15 protein-coding genes are annotated in these 19,777 nt (G+C 67.8%); 3 read left to right on the top strand and 12 right to left on the bottom strand.

From position 1 onward, the window contains the following. Window positions 1-31: 31 nt before the first annotated feature. From FXF68_RS34720 to FXF68_RS34705, 5 genes are all read right to left on the bottom strand, one after another. Entirely contained in the window at window positions 32-2,608 is a 2,577-nt protein-coding gene (locus FXF68_RS34720; RefSeq protein WP_148766851.1) for a phospholipase D-like domain-containing protein, read from the bottom strand. Further along, window positions 2,605-4,134 (bottom strand): hypothetical protein, encoded by a 1,530-nt coding sequence (locus FXF68_RS34715; protein ID WP_148766849.1) that lies wholly within the window; start codon window positions 4,132-4,134, stop codon window positions 2,605-2,607. Before FXF68_RS34715 ends, FXF68_RS34720 begins: the two co-directional genes overlap by 4 nt. A 923-nt stretch (window positions 4,135-5,057) precedes the next feature. Next, window positions 5,058-5,207 (bottom strand): hypothetical protein, encoded by a 150-nt coding sequence (locus tag FXF68_RS43320; protein WP_222870218.1) that lies wholly within the window; start codon window positions 5,205-5,207, stop codon window positions 5,058-5,060. Window positions 5,208-5,274: 67 nt separating this feature from the next. Further along, on the bottom strand, window positions 5,275-5,397 hold the full coding sequence (locus FXF68_RS44565; RefSeq protein WP_281292247.1) for a hypothetical protein: 123 nt from the start codon (window positions 5,395-5,397) through the stop codon (window positions 5,275-5,277). Window positions 5,398-5,588: 191 nt separating this feature from the next. After that, window positions 5,589-5,951, bottom strand: coding sequence for a DUF6086 family protein (locus tag FXF68_RS34705; RefSeq protein WP_148766845.1), 363 nt, complete (start codon window positions 5,949-5,951; stop codon window positions 5,589-5,591). 211 nt (window positions 5,952-6,162) lie between these two features. Between FXF68_RS34705 and FXF68_RS34700 the strand changes: the two genes are divergently transcribed. Then, complete coding sequence (locus FXF68_RS34700; RefSeq protein ID WP_148766843.1) at window positions 6,163-6,795, top strand: DUF4352 domain-containing protein; 633 nt, start codon at window positions 6,163-6,165, stop codon at window positions 6,793-6,795. A 156-nt stretch (window positions 6,796-6,951) separates the two neighbouring features. Here FXF68_RS34700 and FXF68_RS44675 read toward each other — a convergent pair whose 3' ends face one another. Beyond that, window positions 6,952-7,311, bottom strand: coding sequence for a DUF397 domain-containing protein (locus tag FXF68_RS44675; RefSeq protein WP_148766842.1), 360 nt, complete (start codon window positions 7,309-7,311; stop codon window positions 6,952-6,954). Then, complete coding sequence (locus tag FXF68_RS34690; protein WP_148766986.1) at window positions 7,308-8,135, bottom strand: helix-turn-helix domain-containing protein; 828 nt, start codon at window positions 8,133-8,135, stop codon at window positions 7,308-7,310. The genes FXF68_RS44675 and FXF68_RS34690 overlap by 4 nt, the downstream gene beginning before the upstream one ends. 151 nt (window positions 8,136-8,286) lie before the next feature. Between FXF68_RS34690 and FXF68_RS34685 the strand changes: the two genes are divergently transcribed. Both FXF68_RS34685 and FXF68_RS34680 read left to right on the top strand, forming a co-directional pair. Continuing rightward, complete coding sequence (locus FXF68_RS34685) at window positions 8,287-8,550, top strand: hypothetical protein (protein WP_148766840.1); 264 nt, start codon at window positions 8,287-8,289, stop codon at window positions 8,548-8,550. Further along, on the top strand, window positions 8,543-9,115 hold the full coding sequence (locus FXF68_RS34680; RefSeq protein WP_148766838.1) for a hypothetical protein: 573 nt from the start codon (window positions 8,543-8,545) through the stop codon (window positions 9,113-9,115). The genes FXF68_RS34685 and FXF68_RS34680 overlap by 8 nt, the downstream gene beginning before the upstream one ends. A gap of 64 nt (window positions 9,116-9,179) precedes the next feature. On the opposite strand, the gene pglX is transcribed toward FXF68_RS34680, so the two are convergent. From pglX to FXF68_RS34655, 5 genes are all read right to left on the bottom strand, one after another. After that, window positions 9,180-12,818 (bottom strand): BREX-2 system adenine-specific DNA-methyltransferase PglX, encoded by a 3,639-nt coding sequence (gene pglX, locus FXF68_RS34675; protein ID WP_246179105.1) that lies wholly within the window; start codon window positions 12,816-12,818, stop codon window positions 9,180-9,182. 63 nt (window positions 12,819-12,881) lie between these two features. Next, a complete protein-coding gene (gene pglW / locus FXF68_RS34670) occupies window positions 12,882-17,291 on the bottom strand; it encodes a BREX system serine/threonine kinase PglW (RefSeq protein WP_148766984.1) in 4,410 nt (1,469 codons plus the stop codon). A 226-nt stretch (window positions 17,292-17,517) separates the two neighbouring features. After that, a complete protein-coding gene (locus FXF68_RS34665) occupies window positions 17,518-18,087 on the bottom strand; it encodes a nucleoside-triphosphatase (protein WP_148766834.1) in 570 nt (189 codons plus the stop codon). A 39-nt stretch (window positions 18,088-18,126) separates the two neighbouring features. Further along, window positions 18,127-18,897 carry a caspase family protein gene (locus tag FXF68_RS34660; RefSeq protein WP_148766832.1) on the bottom strand — a complete coding sequence of 257 codons (771 nt, stop codon included), beginning with the start codon at window positions 18,895-18,897 and terminating at the stop codon, window positions 18,127-18,129. Continuing rightward, window positions 18,897-19,763 carry a carbohydrate kinase family protein gene (locus FXF68_RS34655; RefSeq protein ID WP_187438255.1) on the bottom strand — a complete coding sequence of 289 codons (867 nt, stop codon included), beginning with the start codon at window positions 19,761-19,763 and terminating at the stop codon, window positions 18,897-18,899. The genes FXF68_RS34660 and FXF68_RS34655 overlap by 1 nt, the downstream gene beginning before the upstream one ends. Window positions 19,764-19,777 lie beyond the last annotated feature (14 nt).

Genomic DNA, 19,777 nt, shown 5'->3' with positions numbered 1-19,777 from the left:
TGCCGTGCCGGGTCCGGCTGACCGAAGCCGGTCACGTTCCGTGGCCGTGGAACCTCCGCAGAAGGTCGGCGGGGTCGGTCCCGACCCTTTCGAGGAGTTCCAGCGCGTCCGGCGGCGGCGTCCGGCCGAGGGGCACCGGCCCGGCGACGAGCCCGATCCGCGGCGGCCCTTCGCTCCCGGTCAGGCGCGCCGCCGGGGTGCCCGACGGCGGAAGCCGGTACACGCGCCACCCCGGCCACATCGCCCGGGAACCGGCGACGACGAGGAGGGGCCGACACCAGGCGACGAAGGTCCACCGGCCTCCGGTGACGGCGAGGACGAGGGCGGTTTCGAGGTGGTCTCCGAGGAGCGTCGCCACGCGGGCCGCCACAGGGACGGGATTGGTGAACCGCCCGGTCACCCGGTAGATCCCGTGGTCGGCTTCGAGCCTCAGTTCCTCGTCCTCCAGCTCCGCGGTGATCAGCGCGATCGGGTCGTCGGAGCGGGCCAGGTCGAGCAGCCGCTCCCATCCCGAACGGCTGAGCACGGTGGCATGTGGCAGCCGGGGCGGGATGAGGAGGTCCTCCGCCAGCTCCGTCTCCGCGCCCGCGACCCGCTCCTTGACGACCTCCCAGATGTCGGCCGCGAGCAGGTCGCCGGGCTTCCCGCCGGTGAGCGAGGCGCCGTCGAGGAGCAGGCCCATGCAGACCGCGGTGACCGCCGTCACGTGCTGGACGGCCTCGTCCGGCACCTCGTCCTCCGCGCGGGGCACCAAGCTCGCCGTCAGCAGCGCGAGCGGCTCGCGCCAGGAGTCGTCGTCGAGTTCCCAGACGCCGTGGGCGAGCAACTGGACGAACAGCCGCGCCACAAGGAGGCGCAGCATCATCGGCGCGGGCTCGCGTCCGTCCGGGACGGTCCGGTCAACGGCCCGCACGGTCCACAGTCGCCACTCGCGCTTGCGGTCGAGGGACATCTTCGGCGGCCCGTTCTCTCCGGAGTCGCCGTCCGGGTCGTCTGGGGCCTCGTCGTCGACGACGGCCTCGGCCGTCAGCCCCCAGCGCGGCCCCAGCGTGAGGTCGGGTGCGGCCGTCCCGCCGAACAGTTTCAAGGTCAGCGGCCGTCCGATGGTCCGCTCGCATTCGTCCAGGTAGGCCGCGTAACGGTCGTGGACGGCGGACGTCTGCTCGGACGGCGCGGCGGCTCGGGCGGGTTGGACCGACCGGTGCTCGGCGCCAAGGTCGGTCAGCCGGAGCAGGTCGTAACGGAAGCGGCGGGCCATCTCCTCGTTAGTGAAGATCTCCTCTTCCGTGTACTCGTGGCGGAGGCGCGGCCGGTTCTCGTCCGCCTGGCGGCGGGCACACCGCGCGGGGTGGACGACGAAGACGGGCGGCGACTCCGTCCGGCCACCTGCCTGCGGGTCCACGATCCGCACCACCGCGCCCGCGAACTCGGGGACGGCGAACTCCTGCGAGGTGCGCCCGGCGGAGACGGTGCCGATCCTGGTCCACGACCCGGGCGAGCCGTCCGGCGACACCTCGACGGCGACGTCCACTTCATAGGGATGCGCCAAGGTGACCTGGAGCAGGCCGGTGCCGGTGAGCAGCGCACCGAGGACGAGCAGACCAGGGCGTCCCTCAACCGGCCGGACGGTGCGTCGCCCTCGCAGGTGCGTGACGGAGACGGCGGTACCCTCCGGCAGGAGCGGTGACGGCACCGTGGCGAGGATGCCCAGCTCGCAGTTGCCACCGTTCGCGACGGAGTCCAGCAGTGCGGCGGCGGTGAGGTTGGCGCTGCCCGTTAGGGCCGTCCATTCGTCACCTGTCCGCCATTCCAGCAGCTTCCCGTGGCGTGGTTGTTGCTCCGCGAGGAGCCGCACCTCGGTGTTTGAACCAGCGAGCGATTTGAGGATCGCGTCCCCGTCGTAACTGCTCCAGCGTTTCTGGACGCCGAGGACGACCCGCGACGGCGCGAAGTGCTCGACGATCCGAGCCAGGGCACGGCCGCCCTGGTCGATGAACGGCGCGCAGAGGTTCAGTTCGTCGATCGGCCCGCCGGGCAGTTGGCCGAGCAGCCCGGTATCGAGGTTGTGCAGCACTCGCGCCGGACGCGAGGCGACGGCGAACTCCGCGAGCCGGGCCGAGATCTCCTTCAGAAGCTCCGCCGCGTACTGCGGCACCGACACCGGCCCGGCCAGCGCGGCCAGCCACCGGCTCAGCTCGCGGAACGGCTCGGGGGCGTCGTTCTCGTGGCCGCGCAGGACGGTCCACAACTCGTCGTTGTACCCCCACCCGGCCATGGTCGGGTTGCCCGAGCCGATCGCCGCGACGGCTTCGTGCGCGCCGATCAGCAGGGCGAGCTTCGGGTGGAACGAGCCGCGGCAGGCGGCGAGGCCGTGGAAGTAGGCCCGCCCGGCCATCCGCACGTCGACCGGGTCGTACAGGCCCTGCCCGGCGTCGCCGATCACCGTGACGCGGGCGCCGAGCGCACGCGCGGTCGGGATCAGCGTCTTCTCCAGGAACGGCAGGTCGACCGTGAAGCCCAGCAGCAGGAGCTCGTGCAGCTCCGCCTCGTCGGTGCGGTCGCGCCATTCGCCGAGCAGCGTGAGCGGCGAGCTGAACTCCCAGGTCACTGCGCCACCTCCAGTAGTTCCGCGCCGAGGGGCGTGAGGGACGCGGTCTCGGCGTCGGCGTCGTATTCGAGGAGGCCGAGTTGCTCGGAGAAGTCCCCGGCCTGGTGGAGGCGGGTGCCGATGTCGCCGTCGCCCTCGTCGCCGGTCTTGTAGTAGCGGCCGCCGCGTTCGTGCACGCGGGAGAACACCTTCATCCGACCGTTGGCGTCGGGACGTGTCTTGGCCAGCGCGACCCGGCGGGCCTGCGCGAGCATGTCGTCCACGAGCCGGACGGCCAGGTCCCGCATGGGCCGGTCCGCGAAGTCGTCGATCAGCCGGGCCACCCACAGCGGGTTGAGGATGTCGTGCTGCGTCCCGAGGAACGTGGTCCGCGCCTCGCCCTTGAGTTCGCCGGAGCGGAGCCCGCCGACCAGCAGCAGCTTCACGTTCACGAGCGGGTCACGCCAGTCGGGGGCCTCCAGGAGCCGGCGTTCGGCGGGCGCCGGTTGCCCGTCGGCCATCGTGTCGGGCAGTTCGGCGAGGCAGGCCCGCAGGGACGCGGCGGGCATCGGGTCGGCCAGCCATGCGCGCAGCTCGTCCAGGCTCCGGTCCGCCTCGCCGTCCGCCGAGCCGATCGACCGGACCAGTGCCGCCCACAGCCGCCGCCACGCGCTGACCGAGTAGTTTCGGAGCAACAGCCCGCGCCACCCGAGGAGGTTGTCCACGCGCCGGAGCACCGGGTCGGTCTCCGCCTCGTGGCCGAAGGCCACGGCGGACTTGACGGACTCCTCCCATCCGAAGGTCGCGTCGCCGCCATGGAGGTGTACGGAGCGGCCGAGTATCCGGAACGTCGCCCGGCGCCGGTGGTCGTCGGGCCCCCACTCCTCCGGGTCGTGGCGTCCGTTGCTGGTCGCGGTGAACAACTCGCGCATCCAGCGGGCCTCCGGATACTCGGCGGCCTGCATCGCCAGCGGCGCGAGCGCCTCCAGCCGCGCACCGTCGAGGACGTCCGCGTCGGCGGCGTGCCACAGCGGCGCGAACAGGGCCGTGACCTCCGGAGGGCAGGCGTGCCTGCCGGGACGCGGCCCGTCGTCCTCGCTGACGGTCGTGCCGAGGACCGCGCAAGGGCCGCGGTACTGCTCCCAGAACCCGGAGCGGCGCGGCGAGTACCGCTGGTCGCCGTCCATGCGCGCCGCCGCGCCGATGTGGAGGACGTCGCCGTCGAGCGAGTGCCTGACGTCGTCGACGGCGTGCGCCATGCCCGGCCAGGCGTCCGGGTCGTCGTACAGGCGCGAGACTCCGGCGAGGATGACCTCGCTGCGCCGTAACAGCCGCAGGCTCGCCACACCGTCCAGGTCGTGTTCGGCCGCATGGGCGCCGAGCGCCGCGTACAGGGCGTAGTAGCGGACGTACCGGGTCACCGCCGAGACCCCCGGAACCAGCAGGTCAATCGCCCGCAGGACCGGCACCTCCACCCGCAGCGGATACCGCCCCGCCCGTTGCATGATCCCCTGCTCCGACCATTCCGGCCCCTCCATCAAGTTCATGCGCCCCCTTCTCCCGTTCACCACGGAATTTAGGGGGACGACCCGTACGAGCCCATGGAAAGGGGCGAATGCAATGCCGAACCGTTATCCGCCCTGCAACGAAAAGACAGCATCAGGCTGTTCCGCCTCGACCGGACGGACAAGGGGGCGGAGCAGTCGAGGGCCTCTTTTATAGGCGCCCCGGACGTTGACCAACTCGACGGACCTCGACCGCCCGATTCTGGTCATCTGAAACACGGGAGGACCGTTGTCCCTTTCGGGCCATGAAAGCCATCCAGTGCCAGAGTCCCGGCGCGACGTTCCCATGCCAGTCGGGCCTGCTATGCGGGATCGGGCAGCTCGCGCAACTCTCTCTCGCACCGGATCTCCGCACCGAGACGGGAGCGCGACCCGTGGATGACGACTGCGTACCAGCCCGCCACCGGGTCCTGCCGCCAAAGCAGGCGCAGCCCCTCGCGCGGGCCGGTCTCGGTCTCCCAGCGACAGCCCTTGATCTTGGAGTAGTCGGTCTCGGTCGGACGGCAGACAGGGCATCCGGTCCGGTCGTCTCGGCCACGGACTTCGTCCAGCTTTACGACTTGAGGTTTGACGTCCTGTTCGCACTGGGCCGCGAGACTAACGTCCGCGCTGAAGGCATCACAGTCACGCCGCCCGTGATAAAGGGAGTGCGGTCGACCTCCGGGGAGGACCAAGACCGACCCAGGCGGTAAGCGCGGGATCGGCCCTTTCGAGGAAACCTGATGCGTGTCGAACTCCTCGGCCACCCGATTCCGAGGTTCCTGGGGGTCGAACTTACGTGTGAACTTTTTTGACATGGTCTCTACTTTCGTGGGTTTCGGAGTCGGAATCACGCTGATTATGAACTTTTGTTGTTGGTTCGGAGGCGGGACGTGGCCGGCAAGCCCGTTAACGCCCGCCACGCCTCAGTGCATCACGACCGTGAAGTCGTCTCGCACTTCGTAAACGGCCACCCGGAGAAGATCGCGCACCCTCTGCGGAACCCTCAGCGCAGCCTTCAGCGCGGAAGAGGGCACTACTACGGCGTACTGGATTTCGCGGGTGGGGTCGCTCATCCGCCGGAGCAACTGGCCGTAGGCGGTGTCGCAGTCCAGGCCGGGGACGGACGTGGTCCCCTTCGCTTCACAGATGAGGCGCACCGCGGACGGCCTCGATGTCGGTGTGCTCGTCCGTGGGCGTCACCAACGTCCATGCCTCGGACGTCAGCCACCTGCGGAACGCGTCGACCACTTGAGCTTCCTTCATGCCGCGGCAGTGTAGGCCGAGGCACCGACAACGCCGACGCCGACGAGGTTCTCGGTCAGTCCGCTGGAGCGTTGGAAGCCACGGTTGGAGCGGTCAGAGGTCACACACGAGCGGACAGCCGCAGGCAGCAGGGCGGGGCCGTGTCAGCTCAACGATGGGACATCGGGGGCTTGGTCGCGGTGGCCGACGCTTCATGTCGGCATTGACCGGGCAAAATCCGGCAGGGCCGACCAGAGCCTCTCCTGAGCTTCGTCTTCCGGGGACAGTTCGACTCCGCCACGTTGGAGCATTGCCAGGGAGGCGAGAAGCACACCCCGGATCATCTCATGAATGATGGCATGATTTGTCGAATAATAATCAGACAATAGCGTACTGGTGAACTTGCGAAAGGTCGGAAGGTCGATCTGATACATGTCCACGGCATTCGCGTTCAATCCCGTGGGAAGTCCCAAGGAACGCGCCGCGACCTCTGCCATGTCGACGTACAGCAAGCCCGCGCGCCGCGACGGACTCCATACGGTCTGGTCGTCGATGTCGAAAATGTAGCCCACCATGACCACTCCAGAACTATCCGCGAGCGGCTGCGCTCCGGCCGAGGGAAGCGGCACCGGCTGATTCCGCCCGGCCGCTCGTCCCCTCCGATCATCCAGGCCCTCCACCGCGCGGCAACGGAGGCTCCCGGACAGGCGGGCGTCCGGCTTCGGCCAGGGCGGCGCCCGGTTTCCGGCGGACCCGGACACGTCTTGGATCGTTACAATCTCGCCCGTGATCTCAGCGAAAGAGCGGTCCGCACTGGCTGTATCGCTGATCGGGGTCTTCGGTTTGCTCGCGAGTTGTCTCGCGACCCTGGGTGACGGCCCGTCGGGTACGGACGTGGGCGCGGTGACGACGCCGGACGCGTCGCCCACCAGCTCGGGCGCGGAGGATCTCGCCTACACCGTCACCTCGGTGAAGGGTGAGCGGGTGGACGGCGACAACTGCGTGATCGCGCGGGTGATGGTGACCAACAACAGGGTCACCTACTTGGACTTGGGTGTTCACTCCACCTTCCCCTCCCCGTTCAGGCTGGTGAACGCCAAGGGCGGCAAGGTCCGCTCAGTGGTGAAGTCCCTGACCATCGACTGGGGCATCGCTCCGGGCGACGAAGGGACCGGCAGCGTCCGGTTCTGCGCGGCCGGCCTCGCGAGCGGTAACAAGGTCGTCCTGCACCACGGCAGCAGGAAATGGACGATCGGCATTCCCAAGCCGAAGCCCAAGCCGAAACCGAAGCCCAAGCGCCCGGTGAAGGCGCCGCGATCCCCGTCGAAGTCGGACGGCGGCGGTGGCGGCGGAGCCTACCCGGGGTACAACGGGCCGCGTCGCTATGCCCCCGGTGGGCGGACGTGGCATCCGTGCTGAGCGGCGGCCCCGGATCGGCTCCTGATAGCACGCGCTGAGAAGAGGCTGATCCCGCTAGGCCCGATTCCCGGTCACCGGATCGCGGCCGACACGGCACCGCGAACATGGAGAACCCCGGCCGTCAGGTTGACGGCCGGGGCTCCCGGTTGGACGGTCTCAGCTCAGGTCGAGGGCACCTGACTTGGCCTCGGCCGCGAACGCCTGCCACGCGGCCGGACCGAACACCAACTTCGGCCCGTCCGGGTCCTTGGAATCCCGCACGGCCACCGCCGCCGCCAGGTCCGCCACCTCGACGCACGCACCCCCGGTATCCGTGCTACGGCTACTTTTCTTCCACTCGGCAGCGGAGATCTGCACCATCGGCGCCACCTCGACGCATTGGTGACCGGTGTCAGTGCTGTAGCTGCTCTTGCGCCAACCTGACGGCACCAAGACGACCTCGACGTGCTGTTCGCCAATGTCAGTTCTGTGGCTGCTCCTGCTCCATTCCACAGACCACGGATCCTGCGTACTCATAGGCTCTCCAAGATCGTCCGGAGGAAGTCGAGAGAGTCCCCGGCGTTCAACGCCGAAGCTCTGATCAAATCGAAACGTACCCCATACTTCCGGACAACCGCTGGGTGATCCACGAGCTGTCCACCCACATGGCCTTCGACGAGGACCGCGTCTGGCTCGTCCTGGAAACTCAAGATCGTGAATGCCCCAGGCAGCCCCGCGTAGGCTCCCGTGACGGTGGGGACAATCTGGACTGTAACGTGGTACAGCTCCGCGAGGTTGGCGAGGTGCTCGATCTGCCCTTTCAGCACTTCCGGATTCCCGATTGGGCGACGGACGGCTCCTTCATCAAAGATCGTGACCACGTGGGGCGGGGCCTCTCGCTTTAGGATCTCCTGGCGCTCCATCCGAGCCGTAACGAGTTGCTCTACCGCATCGGGTGTCTTCCCCGACTTGAGCACCTCGCGAGCGTACTCGGGCGTCTGGAACAGCCCCGTGATGAGCATGGTCTCGAAGACGTACACCACCTCGGCCTCCCGTTCGCGCTCAACGAAGTCAGGAAAGCCGGGTGGGAGCACCTGCAACTTGCCGAGCTCTTGCATCCACTCCCAGATGCGGCGGAACGTGCCACTGGCCTGGAAGAAGGCGTCGCAGTCGTTGGCGAAGTCCTCAGACGGAGTGCCGATGCCGGATTCGATCTGTCCGATCCATTGGGGCGAGTAGCCGAGCCTCTCGGCGAGCTGCGGTCGCGACAACTTGGACAATTCCCGCCTAGCGCGCAACTCAGTACCGAAGTATTCGGATGGCGAGGACGGGACGCCGGGGTCGCGAGGGCGGCGAGGCATGGAGAACTCCAAGATCCGAAAGTGGCGCGACTTTCCAACCGCACCCGGGGGCTTTCTTTCGACGGCCTTCTTGCTCTTCCCGAAGATAACCCGATCACGGGAAGGTGTGAAGCCGTAACGGAGAGAAATCGCGACGAAGGTTCAACTGATCATGGAAACGCCCGTCAACCCCGCTGACCAGGCGTTGGCTCGACTCCGCGAGGAGTTCCAGGGACACCGCATCTGGCGAGCAACACGCCACGACGGAAAACTCGGCGCATGGGTCGCCACTCTGCACGACCCAAAGGCCGGTGTAGAAGCGACCGTTGTACGCAACAACGCAGAAGAGCTACACGAGGCGCTGACCGTCGAACTCAAACGCGCATCCATCAACCCAATATCGACCCCCGCTAAGTGGGTGTGCGACGGTGATTAGGTGGATCGAACCGAAGCCTTGGAGCGTCCACGTTCCCGCTTCGTCCAGGAAGTTCCATCTCGACCGATTCGCTGACGAAGCCGTCCAAGAAGGCTGGCAAGTCGCCCGGCGATACGACGGGCCGCAGCCGCTCGTCCACGTCTACGACCGCGACATCCCGGAGTTCGGCGAGAGCATCATGCTCGCGCCCGACCTGGCCCCCAACCGATGGTGGTTCAGGTCGAGCACGGGCGAGGACCTCGCACCCCATACCAAGCCGGCCCAGGCGGCCAAGAGGGTGACCCGCATCCTCATCCCGTACGTCACGGCCGTACGCGCGGCCCGCTCACACCAAACGCAGAAGACGAGACGACCGTCCCCCACTCCCCCAGCCGTCCCAGACCCGGCCCACGAGACAACGATCGCCGGACTACACGAACGGTTCGCCGGAGTCGTCTGCTGGTGGGGCGCCTACACCTACGAGTGGTGGGCGATCGTCCCGGGCGGCACCCAGTGGAAGATCGTCAACGCCGCAGACCCGGACACCCTCGTCCACAAAATCCTCAAGGCCCGCCACCACCCCTAAGCCGCCGCGCGGCCGGGAGTCTTCCCCGTCTCCCCCGGCCGCGCGGCCCTAAGCCGCTCACGCGCTACGCCTTCTTGCGTCCCCGCCCCTTAGCAGGCGGACGCCACCCCTTGAGATCCTGCTCCGACAGCTCGTACCGCCCAAGCTGCTCATGCAGGAAAGCGTCGAACTCGTCGGCCGGAACGCCACCCCACTCGGCGTCCTCCTCGCCATGCCACTGCTTCACCCAAGGCAGCACCTCAAGCAGCCCAGCCAACAGTGGCGTCAGCTTCTCCGCATCCCAGGCCCCAACCTCAGCCCGGTCATTCACAAGGTTGGCAAGCGCCTGCGCCTGATCCTTGTGATCCCACCCAGCCCACCCAAGGAGCAAGGAGTCATCCGCATCCGGACTAGCCCCCGGATACGAAATAAACCGCTCCTTCGGCACATCCAGCTTCCCGCGCTGCGACCAGTAGGAGTTCTTCTGGAAGTCCTTCGGCGCGTACTTCGGCGGAACCGCGATGTCGAGCCGCTTCCCCGTCCGATCCTCCTCGCGCTGGAGCTCCCAGACCTGCTCCCACTCCTCCCGCTTGCGCAACCCAGTGTCCTTGTACCGAAGCGCTGCCAGGAAAGGCACATGCTCGTCCGCGAGCACCTCAGCCAGCACCTTCGCCAACGGCAGATCCCGCTTCCCCAGATGATCGGACGCATACAGCGCAGCCACACTCTGCATGTCCGCGTCGTCCTTGAACTGGTCGGCAAGCTGATTGACCGTCAGCGTCCGCGGCTGCCTGAACCCGTCCCGCAGCCCGAACCACAGATCCTCACGCTCACACCGATCAAGAATCCAGTTCCGAAGAGCGGCCTTCTCTTTCTTCTCCCAAGGCTCACTAGCCCACCGCCGCTTGTACTCCGGCCGCTCAATCAGCCCAACCCCCTTGGGCAACTTCTCAATCAACTCAATCCGAGCCTGCACAACCCGCCGATACTCCTCCGGCCACCTCTCCGGAATCTCCGTAACCGGCTTGGACCTGTGACGCACAAACCACTCATCATCACCGCCACCATCAGCAAGGCGTCGAGCCATGACGATCTCAAACGCCCGTTCCCCCAATCGCACTTCTGGCACGGTCTCCACATCCCCCGTCGTGGCCCGAGCAACGTCTTCGGAGGACAGCAGCCCATAGGAGCCGTAGACCCTCCAGTCCAACTCCTCCTGCAGCATGACCATCCTCCATCGGAGGTAATTTACAGTTTTCTGCTGCTCATCAAACTGAGCGCGAGACGGCAGAAAATCATCGGCAACAATGTGGGCCTCCACGGAAGCCGCCTGCCGGGCAAACTCATCCAACTCCCTGCCCAACGTCAGAGGTAGGCTCTCGGATATCGGGAGATTCTGCAACTTCATGCCAGTAAACTCAAAGAAGCGCTCCCATTCCGCACTGGTAAACCCACCCCCTTCTCCTCGGATTCCTTTGTCGTGACTTACCTGCTTGAGCCAAAAACAGGCCAAGGAGCTATTTAGCAGCCCCAGGATACCGAGATGCTCATCCTCACCTGCACCAACTGGCAATTTGATCGCTGGAGCAGATCTATTGAAAACTCTGCCGCCTCGATCGAGGATAAAATGATTATGCGTAGAGACAAAAGCGAACACTATGGAGAGTGGGGTCTTGTAAGCGGATGATGTGTGCTGCATATAGTCCCACCATTGAAGTCCCGCGGCAGCCATATCCCCTTGAAAGGTTCGACGTGACGCAAGCGTCGACTTCCATGGAAGGAGTTCGGCCTGCAACTCCGATAGCGACACGTCAGGGCTGTAGGGATACACGATTGCATCGGTTGGAGCCGCACACCAGTCTCGGACAGCGTCACCCAAGATTAGGGGTCGTAGACCTCGCCGCGCAGAATGCCTGCGCCGCACATCACGGAACGGGCGCATATACGCCTCATCGGCACCAGCCCGTATTGCCCTACCGATGGGAAGCTCAATCCTTGCGGCAAGAGTTTCTCTTTTAGCTTCCAACTGCTCCACCAATTCGCGGGCGCCCCCACCACTCAGCGACCACGGGTGGACTGACAACATTGAACGCCCGAGGTCCACCGCATCAACCCATTCTGAGTCGTTGCTTGGTCGTCCACACTGCTCAACAATCGCGGTCCACACGAGCCCCTCAGCAGCGTTCTCGGGCTGCGCCGGCTCACCGCGGAGGCCCAGAACAGCGCGGATGGTGTTGTCTTTGAGCGCAGTTCGATTGCGGCCAGCGAGGATGACTGTGGGCGTGCCGTGACCCGGAATATGAGCACCGGACGTATCGATGACGTGGGTGAGGTCCACGTTCTCGTGGAACCATGGGATGAGCTTTCTGCCGAACTCGCGCTTCATGAATGAGTTGGAGGTAATCTGGCCAGTGAATCCGGCGGCGCGGTCAGAGCCCCCAGTCCGGAGGGCCAACTCAAAGATGCGTTGTGCGAAGGGAACTGAGAGCGCGTACTGCCCAGAGGCGGCGCTGTAGGCGCGGTAGTTCTCGTTTTCCTGCTTGTCCTTCGCGACAATGTACGGCGGGTTGGCGACGACCACGTGATATGATCCCACGCCGAGGAGGTCGCAGCGCTTCGCGAACTCCTGCACGTCCTCCGTCGAGTAGGTGAACTGCTCATCGTTGCCGAAGAGCATTCCTGTCTGGATTTCGGCTCCTCGGCCGTGGAGGAGAGAGTCGCCTACCGCGACATTGATCGGGAAGACGGGAGCGGTGTCGAGGCGGATTTCGCCTGCGGCATGGAGGGCGGCGACCAGCAGGCGGAACCTTGCGATCTCGGCGGCGAAGGGGTTCTTGTCGCAGCCGTGGATGGATTCCAGGACCTTGCGGATGCGGCCCCACTCGTCCAGGCCGGGGATGTCCTTCTCCCGCCACTTGGCCAGGAGGCGGTGGAAGATGCCGAGGAGGAAGTGGCCGGAACCGCAAGCCGGGTCGATGGTGCGGAGACCGTAAACAATCGGCTCGTCGCCGGGCCATCCGGTGGGCTTGTGCTTCCAGGGCGGTTCGAGGCCGAACTCCTCGATGGCGGGTTCGAGGGTGAGGTCGAGGATGAACTCCTCGACGAATTCCGGGGTCTGGAGGAGCGCGTACGTCTTCTTCGCGTGGTCGGAGAGGTCCTGGTAGAGGTCGCCGAGGAAGCGGGTGTCCAGGTTCTCCTTGTCCGTGAAGTCGTGGACGATCTGGCCGTCCGCGTCCAGGCGGCGCCAGAACTTCAGGAGGTCGGCGGCCTTCTCGTAGGACGGCTTCAGTTCCCACAGCGGGTTGTGGTCGCGGTCGAACAGGCCCGCGACGGTCTCGTTGGTCTCTTCGAGGTGGGTGAAGGCGGCGATCAGCCAGTCGCGGTCGTTCTTGTCCGGGTGGTCGCGGAAGAACTGCTGGTGGCGTTCGTCGGCTTCGATGAGGCGCTCGCCGGGTCCGGCGATCCATGGTTCAGCGATGAGGTCGTTGTCCTCGCAAAACCTTACGAAGACGGTGGCGAGGATCCAGGCGACGGCGGCCTGCGTGACACGGTCGTCCCGCCACTGACCGAACGTCAGGGCTGTGCGCTGACGTTCGCGGGCCTGGGTGTACTCGGCCTGGAGCTTGGCGTGGAACTGCTGCCCGGGTTCGGTGTCCGCGCGCATGTCGTCCTCAAGGGAGGTGACCTGCTTGCGGAGGTCTTTCAGCAGGGCCGCCTTGTCCACGCTCAACTTGTTCTGTCCCCTCGTTCGGTCGTGCCGTCAATCTTGGTTCGTGTCGTCCGCTGGTCAAGCGGCTTGGCCGCCGCGTAGGCGGGCGAGGAAAGCCTTGTCCAGGACGGTCCATTCGGTGGCGCCGATCGCCTCGACCGTCCGTCCGTCCAAATTCGGAGTGGTGCGCGGCGCTTCGGACGGGCAGAGGAGCCACAGGCCGTGCGGGACGTCCGCTGGGCGGCGCGCTGCATTCTGGAGTCCGGTGAGCAGGTCGTGTCCGCCGACGTCGAAGTATCGGGCGAGCAGACCCGCGTTGTGCAGGAGCAGGACCGTCCGGGGCGGCGCTGCGCGTTCGTGGAGACGCTGCTCCGTACGCTCCAGGACGCGGACGACGAACGAGCGGAGCCCGCCCGGCATCTCTCCGGTGCGGGTGAATCGCTCGTCCGCGCGGAGCACCTGGCCCCAGTCGGCGCCGTGCTCGGTGGCGAGCGCGCGGAACTCGGTGAGGAACACGTCCGCGAAGTTCACCGGGACGACCGGGTACGCGGCGGCGAGCGCGTCCGCGACCCCGGTGAGCCGTTTGAGATGCACGGTCAGCGCGAGGAACCCGCCCTGGCGGGCGGCGGCGGTGAGCCTGGCGTCGGCGATGTCCTCGGGGCCTTCGCCGAGGGCGCCGAGACCGGCGCCGAGGCGGGTCGCGGTGGTGCTGCTGGACGGTGTCCGGGGCCGGATCGGCGCGGGTGGGAAGAACCGCTCGGCTGTCTGGTCGTAGCGGAGCGGGAACCCGGCCTCGGACAGGGCCTCCTCCACGTCCACGTAGGTGGGCGGCGGCGTGTAGGCGTCCAGGTCGGGGAACCGGGCCCGGACCTTCGTGAGCAGGTCGCCCAGTGTGACGCCCTGCGGGAACCGGACGCCCGCCCCGGCCTGCGACAGCCGCAGCGCCTTCGACAGGCTCAGGCCGCGCGGGTAGAGCTGGAGCGTGGGCGAGGCGAGCGCGTCCTCCGCGACGCTGGACGCGAGGCGGACGAGGCGGGTGTCGGACAGCGGCGTCATCCCGTCCGGCGGGTCGACGTCGCGCAGCACCCGGATCACCTCGGCGCCGCCGGGCAGCGGGTCCTGCCTCGCCAGGTCGTCCGCCCGGGTACCGAGTTCGGCGGCGTAGTCGGCCAGTTCGGCGGGTGTCGGGTCGTCGGTGCCCGGCAGCGACTCCAGCGCCACCAGCACGTGCCGCCCGCGGCGCAGCCGGTCGAGCCTGGGCTCGCGGCCCTCGTCCGACCCGGTGAACGCCTCCGCCTCCACCGCCGCGCGGACCACGGCGAGCGAACGGGCCACCGTGACCTCCGGTGGGGCGTCGGCCGCGCCGTGCCGGACGCGCAGCAGGTCCGCCAGCTCGGCGGCCGTCGTCACCCCGCCCTGCCCCCGGACCAGACCGACCAGTTCGTCGCGGACGGGCGTCAGCCAGTCGGCCTCGGCCCACCGCTTGATGGCCTCGGTGTGGTGCCGGGACACCGTCGCCTGCGTCGTCCCGGCCGCCTTCGAGACGGCGCTCTGCGTGGGCCACACGTCCTTGGGAACCGCGCCGTCGGCGTCCGGGAGGCCGAGCAGCAGCCGCAACGTCTTGCCCCTGCGCGAGCCCCGGCGCTCTTCGGCGGGGACGAGCAGCGCCGCGAGGTCGTCCACGCGCGTCCCGACACCGGGACCACCGCCCGGCGGAGACGCGTGCGCCGGACCGGCGACCGCCTCGTCCCCCGGCTCCTCGCCCGCCCTGCGGTGCGGGCGCAGCGCGGTCGTCCACTGCTTGTGCCGCCGGTTCAGCTCCTTCTTCGCGACCGCGCCCGCGCCGCGCGCCTTCGAGATCTGGTACGGCGGGACGTCCAGGAGCTGCCCGACCGTCGTCGCGTTGAAGCCCGCCGCGACCGCCACCGCGCGCGGCGACAGGCCCGCCGCGATCAACGGTGTTTCGAGAGTCGCCGCGTCCGCGGCGATGTCGCGGGCCGCCTTCAACTCCTCCGGGCCGAGCCCGGACTCGGCGTCGCCGCCGGCGAGCGTCGCCTGCGTCGTCGCCGGGGCCGTCGCGTCCGCCCGGCGGAAGATGTCCTGCCAGGCGGCCTCCATCTGCGCGAACGTGTCGAACCGCTCCGACACGTCGCGGTGCAGGGCGCGCTGAAAAAACAGGGTGAGGCCGTCGCGCAGCGCGGGCTCGAACAGTTCGGCCGACAGGTACGGGTACGGGTCGTCGCCCGTGCGCGGGTCGGACCTCTCGTCGCCCCAGCGCGGCCGTTCCCCCGACGCCATCTCGTGCAGCGTCACCGCGGCTGCGTACCGCTCGGCGTGGTCGTCGAAGTCGGGACGGCTCGGCGTGCCGAGGAACGGGTCGAGGTAGCCGCGCGTGCCCGCGGTCGGGTCGCGGTCCGACACGTCCGTGAGGGAGAAGTCGAGCAGCTTCAACTCCCACGTGCGGTCGGCGCGGCGCAGCACCCCGAAGTTCTCCGGCTTCAGGTCGCGGTGCCGCACGCCCTTCGCGACGAGCTGGTCCAGGGCGCGGAACAGGTCGCGGCCGAACCGCTCCAACTGGTGGTAGGTCAGCTTCCCGTCGTCGTGGAGGACGGCGGCGAGGGTGCGGTCACCGGCGAACTCCAGGTCCAGTACCGTGCGCTGGGCGAGCTGCCGTGGACCGCTCAGCAGGCGCACGATCGCGCCGCCGCCGACCTTGGCGAGGGCCTCCGCCTCCGCGGCGAGACGGCCCGCCTTCGCCTCGTCCAGCGCCACCTTCAGCACCCGCTCCGGGCTCGGCTCGGCGCTCTCCTCGTCGTCGGCGTCGCGGCGCACCAACAGAGCCCGCGACGTCGCGCCGGAGCCGAGGACCCGGTCGACCCGCCACACGCCGTCGGCGTCACCGTCCACGACCTGGCCGGGCATCGCGGTCAGCGGGTCGGTGCCCTCCCAGTCGGCGGCGAGGGCGTCGTCGGGGACGACGGCGTCCTGCTCGGCGGCGTCCAGGTCCGCGAGGAACCGGTCGGCCGACTCCAGCCGGTTCGGCGGGTTGCCCTGCGTGGCCTCGAACACCAGCCGGTCGAGCCGGTCGCCGAGGCCGTCCGCGACCGCGTATGGGTGCAGGCCCCCCGCGTCGCTCAGCGTGTCGATCAGGGTCGCGCGGTCGGGCGCGGGCGGACGGCCGGTGAGGATCAGGTACGCGATCGCGCCGACGCCGAACACGTCCATGTCGACCGGGTCGGGGTACGGCTGGTCGAACTCGGGTGCCAGGTAGACGAGCGCGGCGTCGTCGACGAGTTCGGCGTCCAGGCTGGACTGGCCGATCGTCATCGGGGTGGTGGTGTCGAAGTCGCGCGCGGCCGTCTGCCAGTCGATGATGCGCAGCACCGGCTGCGACCCGTCGTCCTTGGCCGACACGTACACCGACCGCGCGGAAAGCGCGCGGTGGTACAGCGACCGGTTGTGCGCGTACCGGACGGCCTCGGCGAGCTGCCTGACCAGCGCGAGGCGCGTCTCCGGTGTGAGCGACGCTCCGTGCACGTCGAGGTAAGAGTCGAGCCGGAGGTCGCGGTGGTGGTGCCGGAAGAGGATCGCCGAACCGCCCTGGTGCTCGCGGATCTGCACCGCCTGCGCGATTCCGGGGTGGTTGATGCCCTGGAGCACCTGGTACTCGCGGCGGGCCGCGCGGTCGACCGTCCGTCGCGCCTCGTCCGTCGCCTGCTGGTTGACCAGGTAGATCCGGACCCGGCCCTCCTCGTGCACCATGTCGTGCCGCTCGGCCAGCCGGTCCTCCCAGCGCGGCCCGGCCTCCAGGACGCGGGGCTCCATGCGCCACTCGTCCCCGAACCGCAGGTGCGCCGTGGAGTGCGTGATGCCGGTCCGCTCCAGCATCTGCGGAAGGCGCTTGGAGACGTCGGCCGCGACCCTGCGCTGCTCGTTCTCCGGAGGACGGCCCAACAGGTCGTGCCAGATCCGGCCGAGGCCGGTCTGCCGGTCGTCGCGGCCGTACACGCGGGTGCGCTGGACCTCGTCCAAGCCCGAGTCCAGGTTCGGCGCGGACAGGAACACCGCCGGTTCGATCCGCGGCATCTTGACGCTGAAGAACCCCAGCTCCTTCGCGGCCCAGGCCAGCCGGCTCTTGAGCTCCTTGGACTTCCAGTCGGTCAGCGACAACGGGTTGCGGATCGTCCTCGGACGGTCGGCGGTGAACGTCCACGTCGCGCCGCTGTTGACGAGACGCCCCGGATGCCCTTTGAGTTCGACGAGGTAGAGCCCGCCGGGCGTCGCGATGAACAGGTCACACTCGTGGACCCGCCCCGACGGAGCGACGAAGGAGAACAACGCCCAAGCCCGGTACGGCTCCACGTTCGGCATCAGGGCCTTGACGTGGTCCAGCCCCTCCTGCTCCCAGGGGTAATCCGACTCCCTCTCCTGGAACCACCGCCGGACGGGCCTTGGCGGCCCAGGAACGGGCCTGCCCGACCGCGACATCACCACTCCGCTCCCCACACTCCCCAGCTCTGAGCGAGCCTAGATTCTACCGACGCGACTATGCCGCTCTGGAGCGCTTTTTCGCGGAGCTATGTCAGGAAACGGCCATCAATAGCCGTCATCTCGCGCCCAGCCCCAGACGTCCCCGGCGCCGGGGACGTCTGGGGCTGGGCGCCGGCGCCGGAACGCGCCGACGCTCGCGACGTCGTGCACGTGGACCGGACGGCTACAACGTACGCAGGGTCTCGCTGAGATAGAGGGACATCATGCGTGCCAGGCTGTCCCTGTTCTGTTCGTTCAACAAAAAGGTCTCGACCCCGGGCAGCTTCTTGAACTGATCAGCCCACGGCGTGCTCCGTAACACGATCGTGCCGAACACCAGGGCGTGGGGCGAACCAGAAAGAACCGCGGTTATGGCCTCTTTGAACGGCTCGGAATAAAGCTGCATCGGCCCGATCTCGTCAAGGACCAATATTTCTCTACCGGATCTGGAAGTCGCCTTCCGGATGAGCGGTACGCACACCTTTTCGAGGAAGTCCAACTCGATGCCGTAGCGGCCGACCCCTGCACTGTTCGGACCGCCGACCCTCAGCGTGCTTTCGGAATCGGTGGATGCGAGCACGCCCTTGTGGCCGTCCAGGGTCGTCAACCCGAATCCCTGGCGTTTGCCGTCTCGCCGGACCTCGTCCGCGAAGAAGCCGAAGCAGCGCTCGATGCCAACCTCCTCGACTACACGCCGGACCGCTGTCGTCTTACCCGCGGCCTTGTCGCCCGTAAGAAGCAGAAACCTACCCATGGATGTGTCCTGTCGTCTGATGAGTCCGTTGCGAAGCCACTACCTGAAGATGGGGAGGTAGGCCCCTTTCACGGTTCCGTGCATGACCGGATTCTGCCGCGATCGGCTGAATCTCGACACACCCTCGTACACCACGTCGTAAAGCGTGGACAGGCCGATCCGCTCGCCTCCGGCGGCGGAGGTCAGCCCCCTGTGAAGGAAATAGGTGAAAACGCCGTGCCGCAACGACGGATCCTCCCAGGCGACCTCGTCTTCCGCGGCGGCGCCGAGAAAGACGGTTCCCTCACCGAGCCTCAGTTCTGGCAGCCGGACGGCCATCCGATTCTCCCTGCGCCGGGCGGCGAGCATGGGGCCGATGATGCCGCGGCCTCCTGAGAAGCCGCTGAAACAGGCGTCGGTGACGAAGACCACCAGGGCCGCCGGCAGACGGGCGGCCAGCCTGGCTAGATCCAGCTCGACGTCGATCGACGTCGGCAGCAGGGAGTCGTATCTGCTGTCGTGGCAGATCAGGTAGCGCGAGGCCGTCTCCGCCCCCGGCGTCTCCAGTTCGGGGGACCCGTGCCCGGCAAAATAGACGAGGACCACGTCTTCCGAGGAGGAATTCCGTGGGAGGTCCACTCCTATCGCTTGCATGATGTTCACGCGGGTGGCCCGATCGTCGAACAGCTCGGTGATCTCAATCGACTCGGCGAACGACGAACTCCTCAACATGGCGGAAACGGCCTCCGCGTCGCGGCGGGCGAAACTCAGCTTGTTGATGGCGGGATCGGCATATACGTCCACCCCGATGACAACAGCATGGATACGCATTAGAGCGACTCGACCTTCCCGGAAATCGGCTCCCCTTCGGGTACCGCTCCGACGAGTTCGGAGAGTACCTCGCAGGTCATCGTGTCACCATATCCCCGGAGACCGAGCCGCTCGGGAATGGGACGTTCAAGGTCCTTTACGAGCCCGTCACGAGTACGCACTGACTGCCGGTAAGCCGAGCCGGACCGATAGCGCAGCACGGTAGCGGTGACCTGTTCCAGCAGCAGCTCGGCCGTCTCGTCGAGAAGCCGCTCGGTGAGCGTCTCGCCGGCGTCGCCCAGCCCGAGCAGTCTCCGGGCGGAGGGCAGTTCGGAGACCAGCCCATGGATCGGCCCCACTTCGGCGGCGATCGAGGGCACGTCGGAAAAATGGCGGTGGAACTCGTGCGGAACGACGTCGAAAAGGAGCCTTACACCGCCGGCGGCGGCACCGGCGGCGATCTCGCGCACACTCGCGTAGGTCGGTGTCCCCTTCCTGGTCAGACTGAGGCCGGACACCCAGACGGCGTCGAACCCCGGCAGAGCTTCGACCGCCTCACGAACCGCTGTACCGGACAGGCCCTCGTTGGCGGCGCCCCGGGAGGCGAACATGATCCGTGCCCCGGTCGTGCCGTAACCGATGATCGCCCGGCCGGTCGGCCGCCGCTCGTCGACGGCCAGCCGGTGCCCGATGGCCCCGTCGGTCAGCGCCTCCGTGATCGCCCGACCGGCGACGTCGGCGCCGATGGCGCCGACGACGACCGGTGTGTGACCGTGCCGCCCGGCGGCGGCGGCGAAATGGTAGGACGTGCCGCCGGGAACGTCGGCCATGGGAGTCCACAGCGAGAGGTCTCCGCCGTCGCGGGCCATGACGGAGTCGAGCGCCAACTCGTCCTCCACGA

The sequence above is a fragment of the Actinomadura decatromicini genome, from assembly GCF_008121305.1.
Lineage (GTDB): Bacteria > Actinomycetota > Actinomycetes > Streptosporangiales > Streptosporangiaceae > Spirillospora > Spirillospora syzygii.
This window is presented reverse-complemented; position numbering and strand designations above follow the sequence as displayed.

Coding starts and splice junctions, on each gene's coding strand:
- FXF68_RS43320 (WP_222870218.1), bottom strand. CDS start 5,207: ATGAGCGACCCCACCCGCGAAATCCAGTACGCCGTAGTAGTGCCCTCT.
- FXF68_RS34665 (WP_148766834.1), bottom strand. CDS start 18,087: ATGGGTAGGTTTCTGCTTCTTACGGGCGACAAGGCCGCGGGTAAGACG.
- FXF68_RS34690 (WP_148766986.1), bottom strand. CDS start 8,135: ATGCCTCGCCGCCCTCGCGACCCCGGCGTCCCGTCCTCGCCATCCGAA.
- FXF68_RS34660 (WP_148766832.1), bottom strand. CDS start 18,897: ATGCGTATCCATGCTGTTGTCATCGGGGTGGACGTATATGCCGATCCC.
- FXF68_RS44675 (WP_148766842.1), bottom strand. CDS start 7,311: ATGAGTACGCAGGATCCGTGGTCTGTGGAATGGAGCAGGAGCAGCCAC.
- FXF68_RS34705 (WP_148766845.1), bottom strand. CDS start 5,951: ATGGTGGGCTACATTTTCGACATCGACGACCAGACCGTATGGAGTCCG.
- FXF68_RS44565 (WP_281292247.1), bottom strand. CDS start 5,397: ATGAAGGAAGCTCAAGTGGTCGACGCGTTCCGCAGGTGGCTGACGTCC.
- pglW (WP_148766984.1), bottom strand. CDS start 17,291: ATGTCGCGGTCGGGCAGGCCCGTTCCTGGGCCGCCAAGGCCCGTCCGG.
- FXF68_RS34685 (WP_148766840.1), top strand. CDS start 8,287: ATGGAAACGCCCGTCAACCCCGCTGACCAGGCGTTGGCTCGACTCCGC.
- FXF68_RS34715 (WP_148766849.1), bottom strand. CDS start 4,134: ATGAACTTGATGGAGGGGCCGGAATGGTCGGAGCAGGGGATCATGCAA.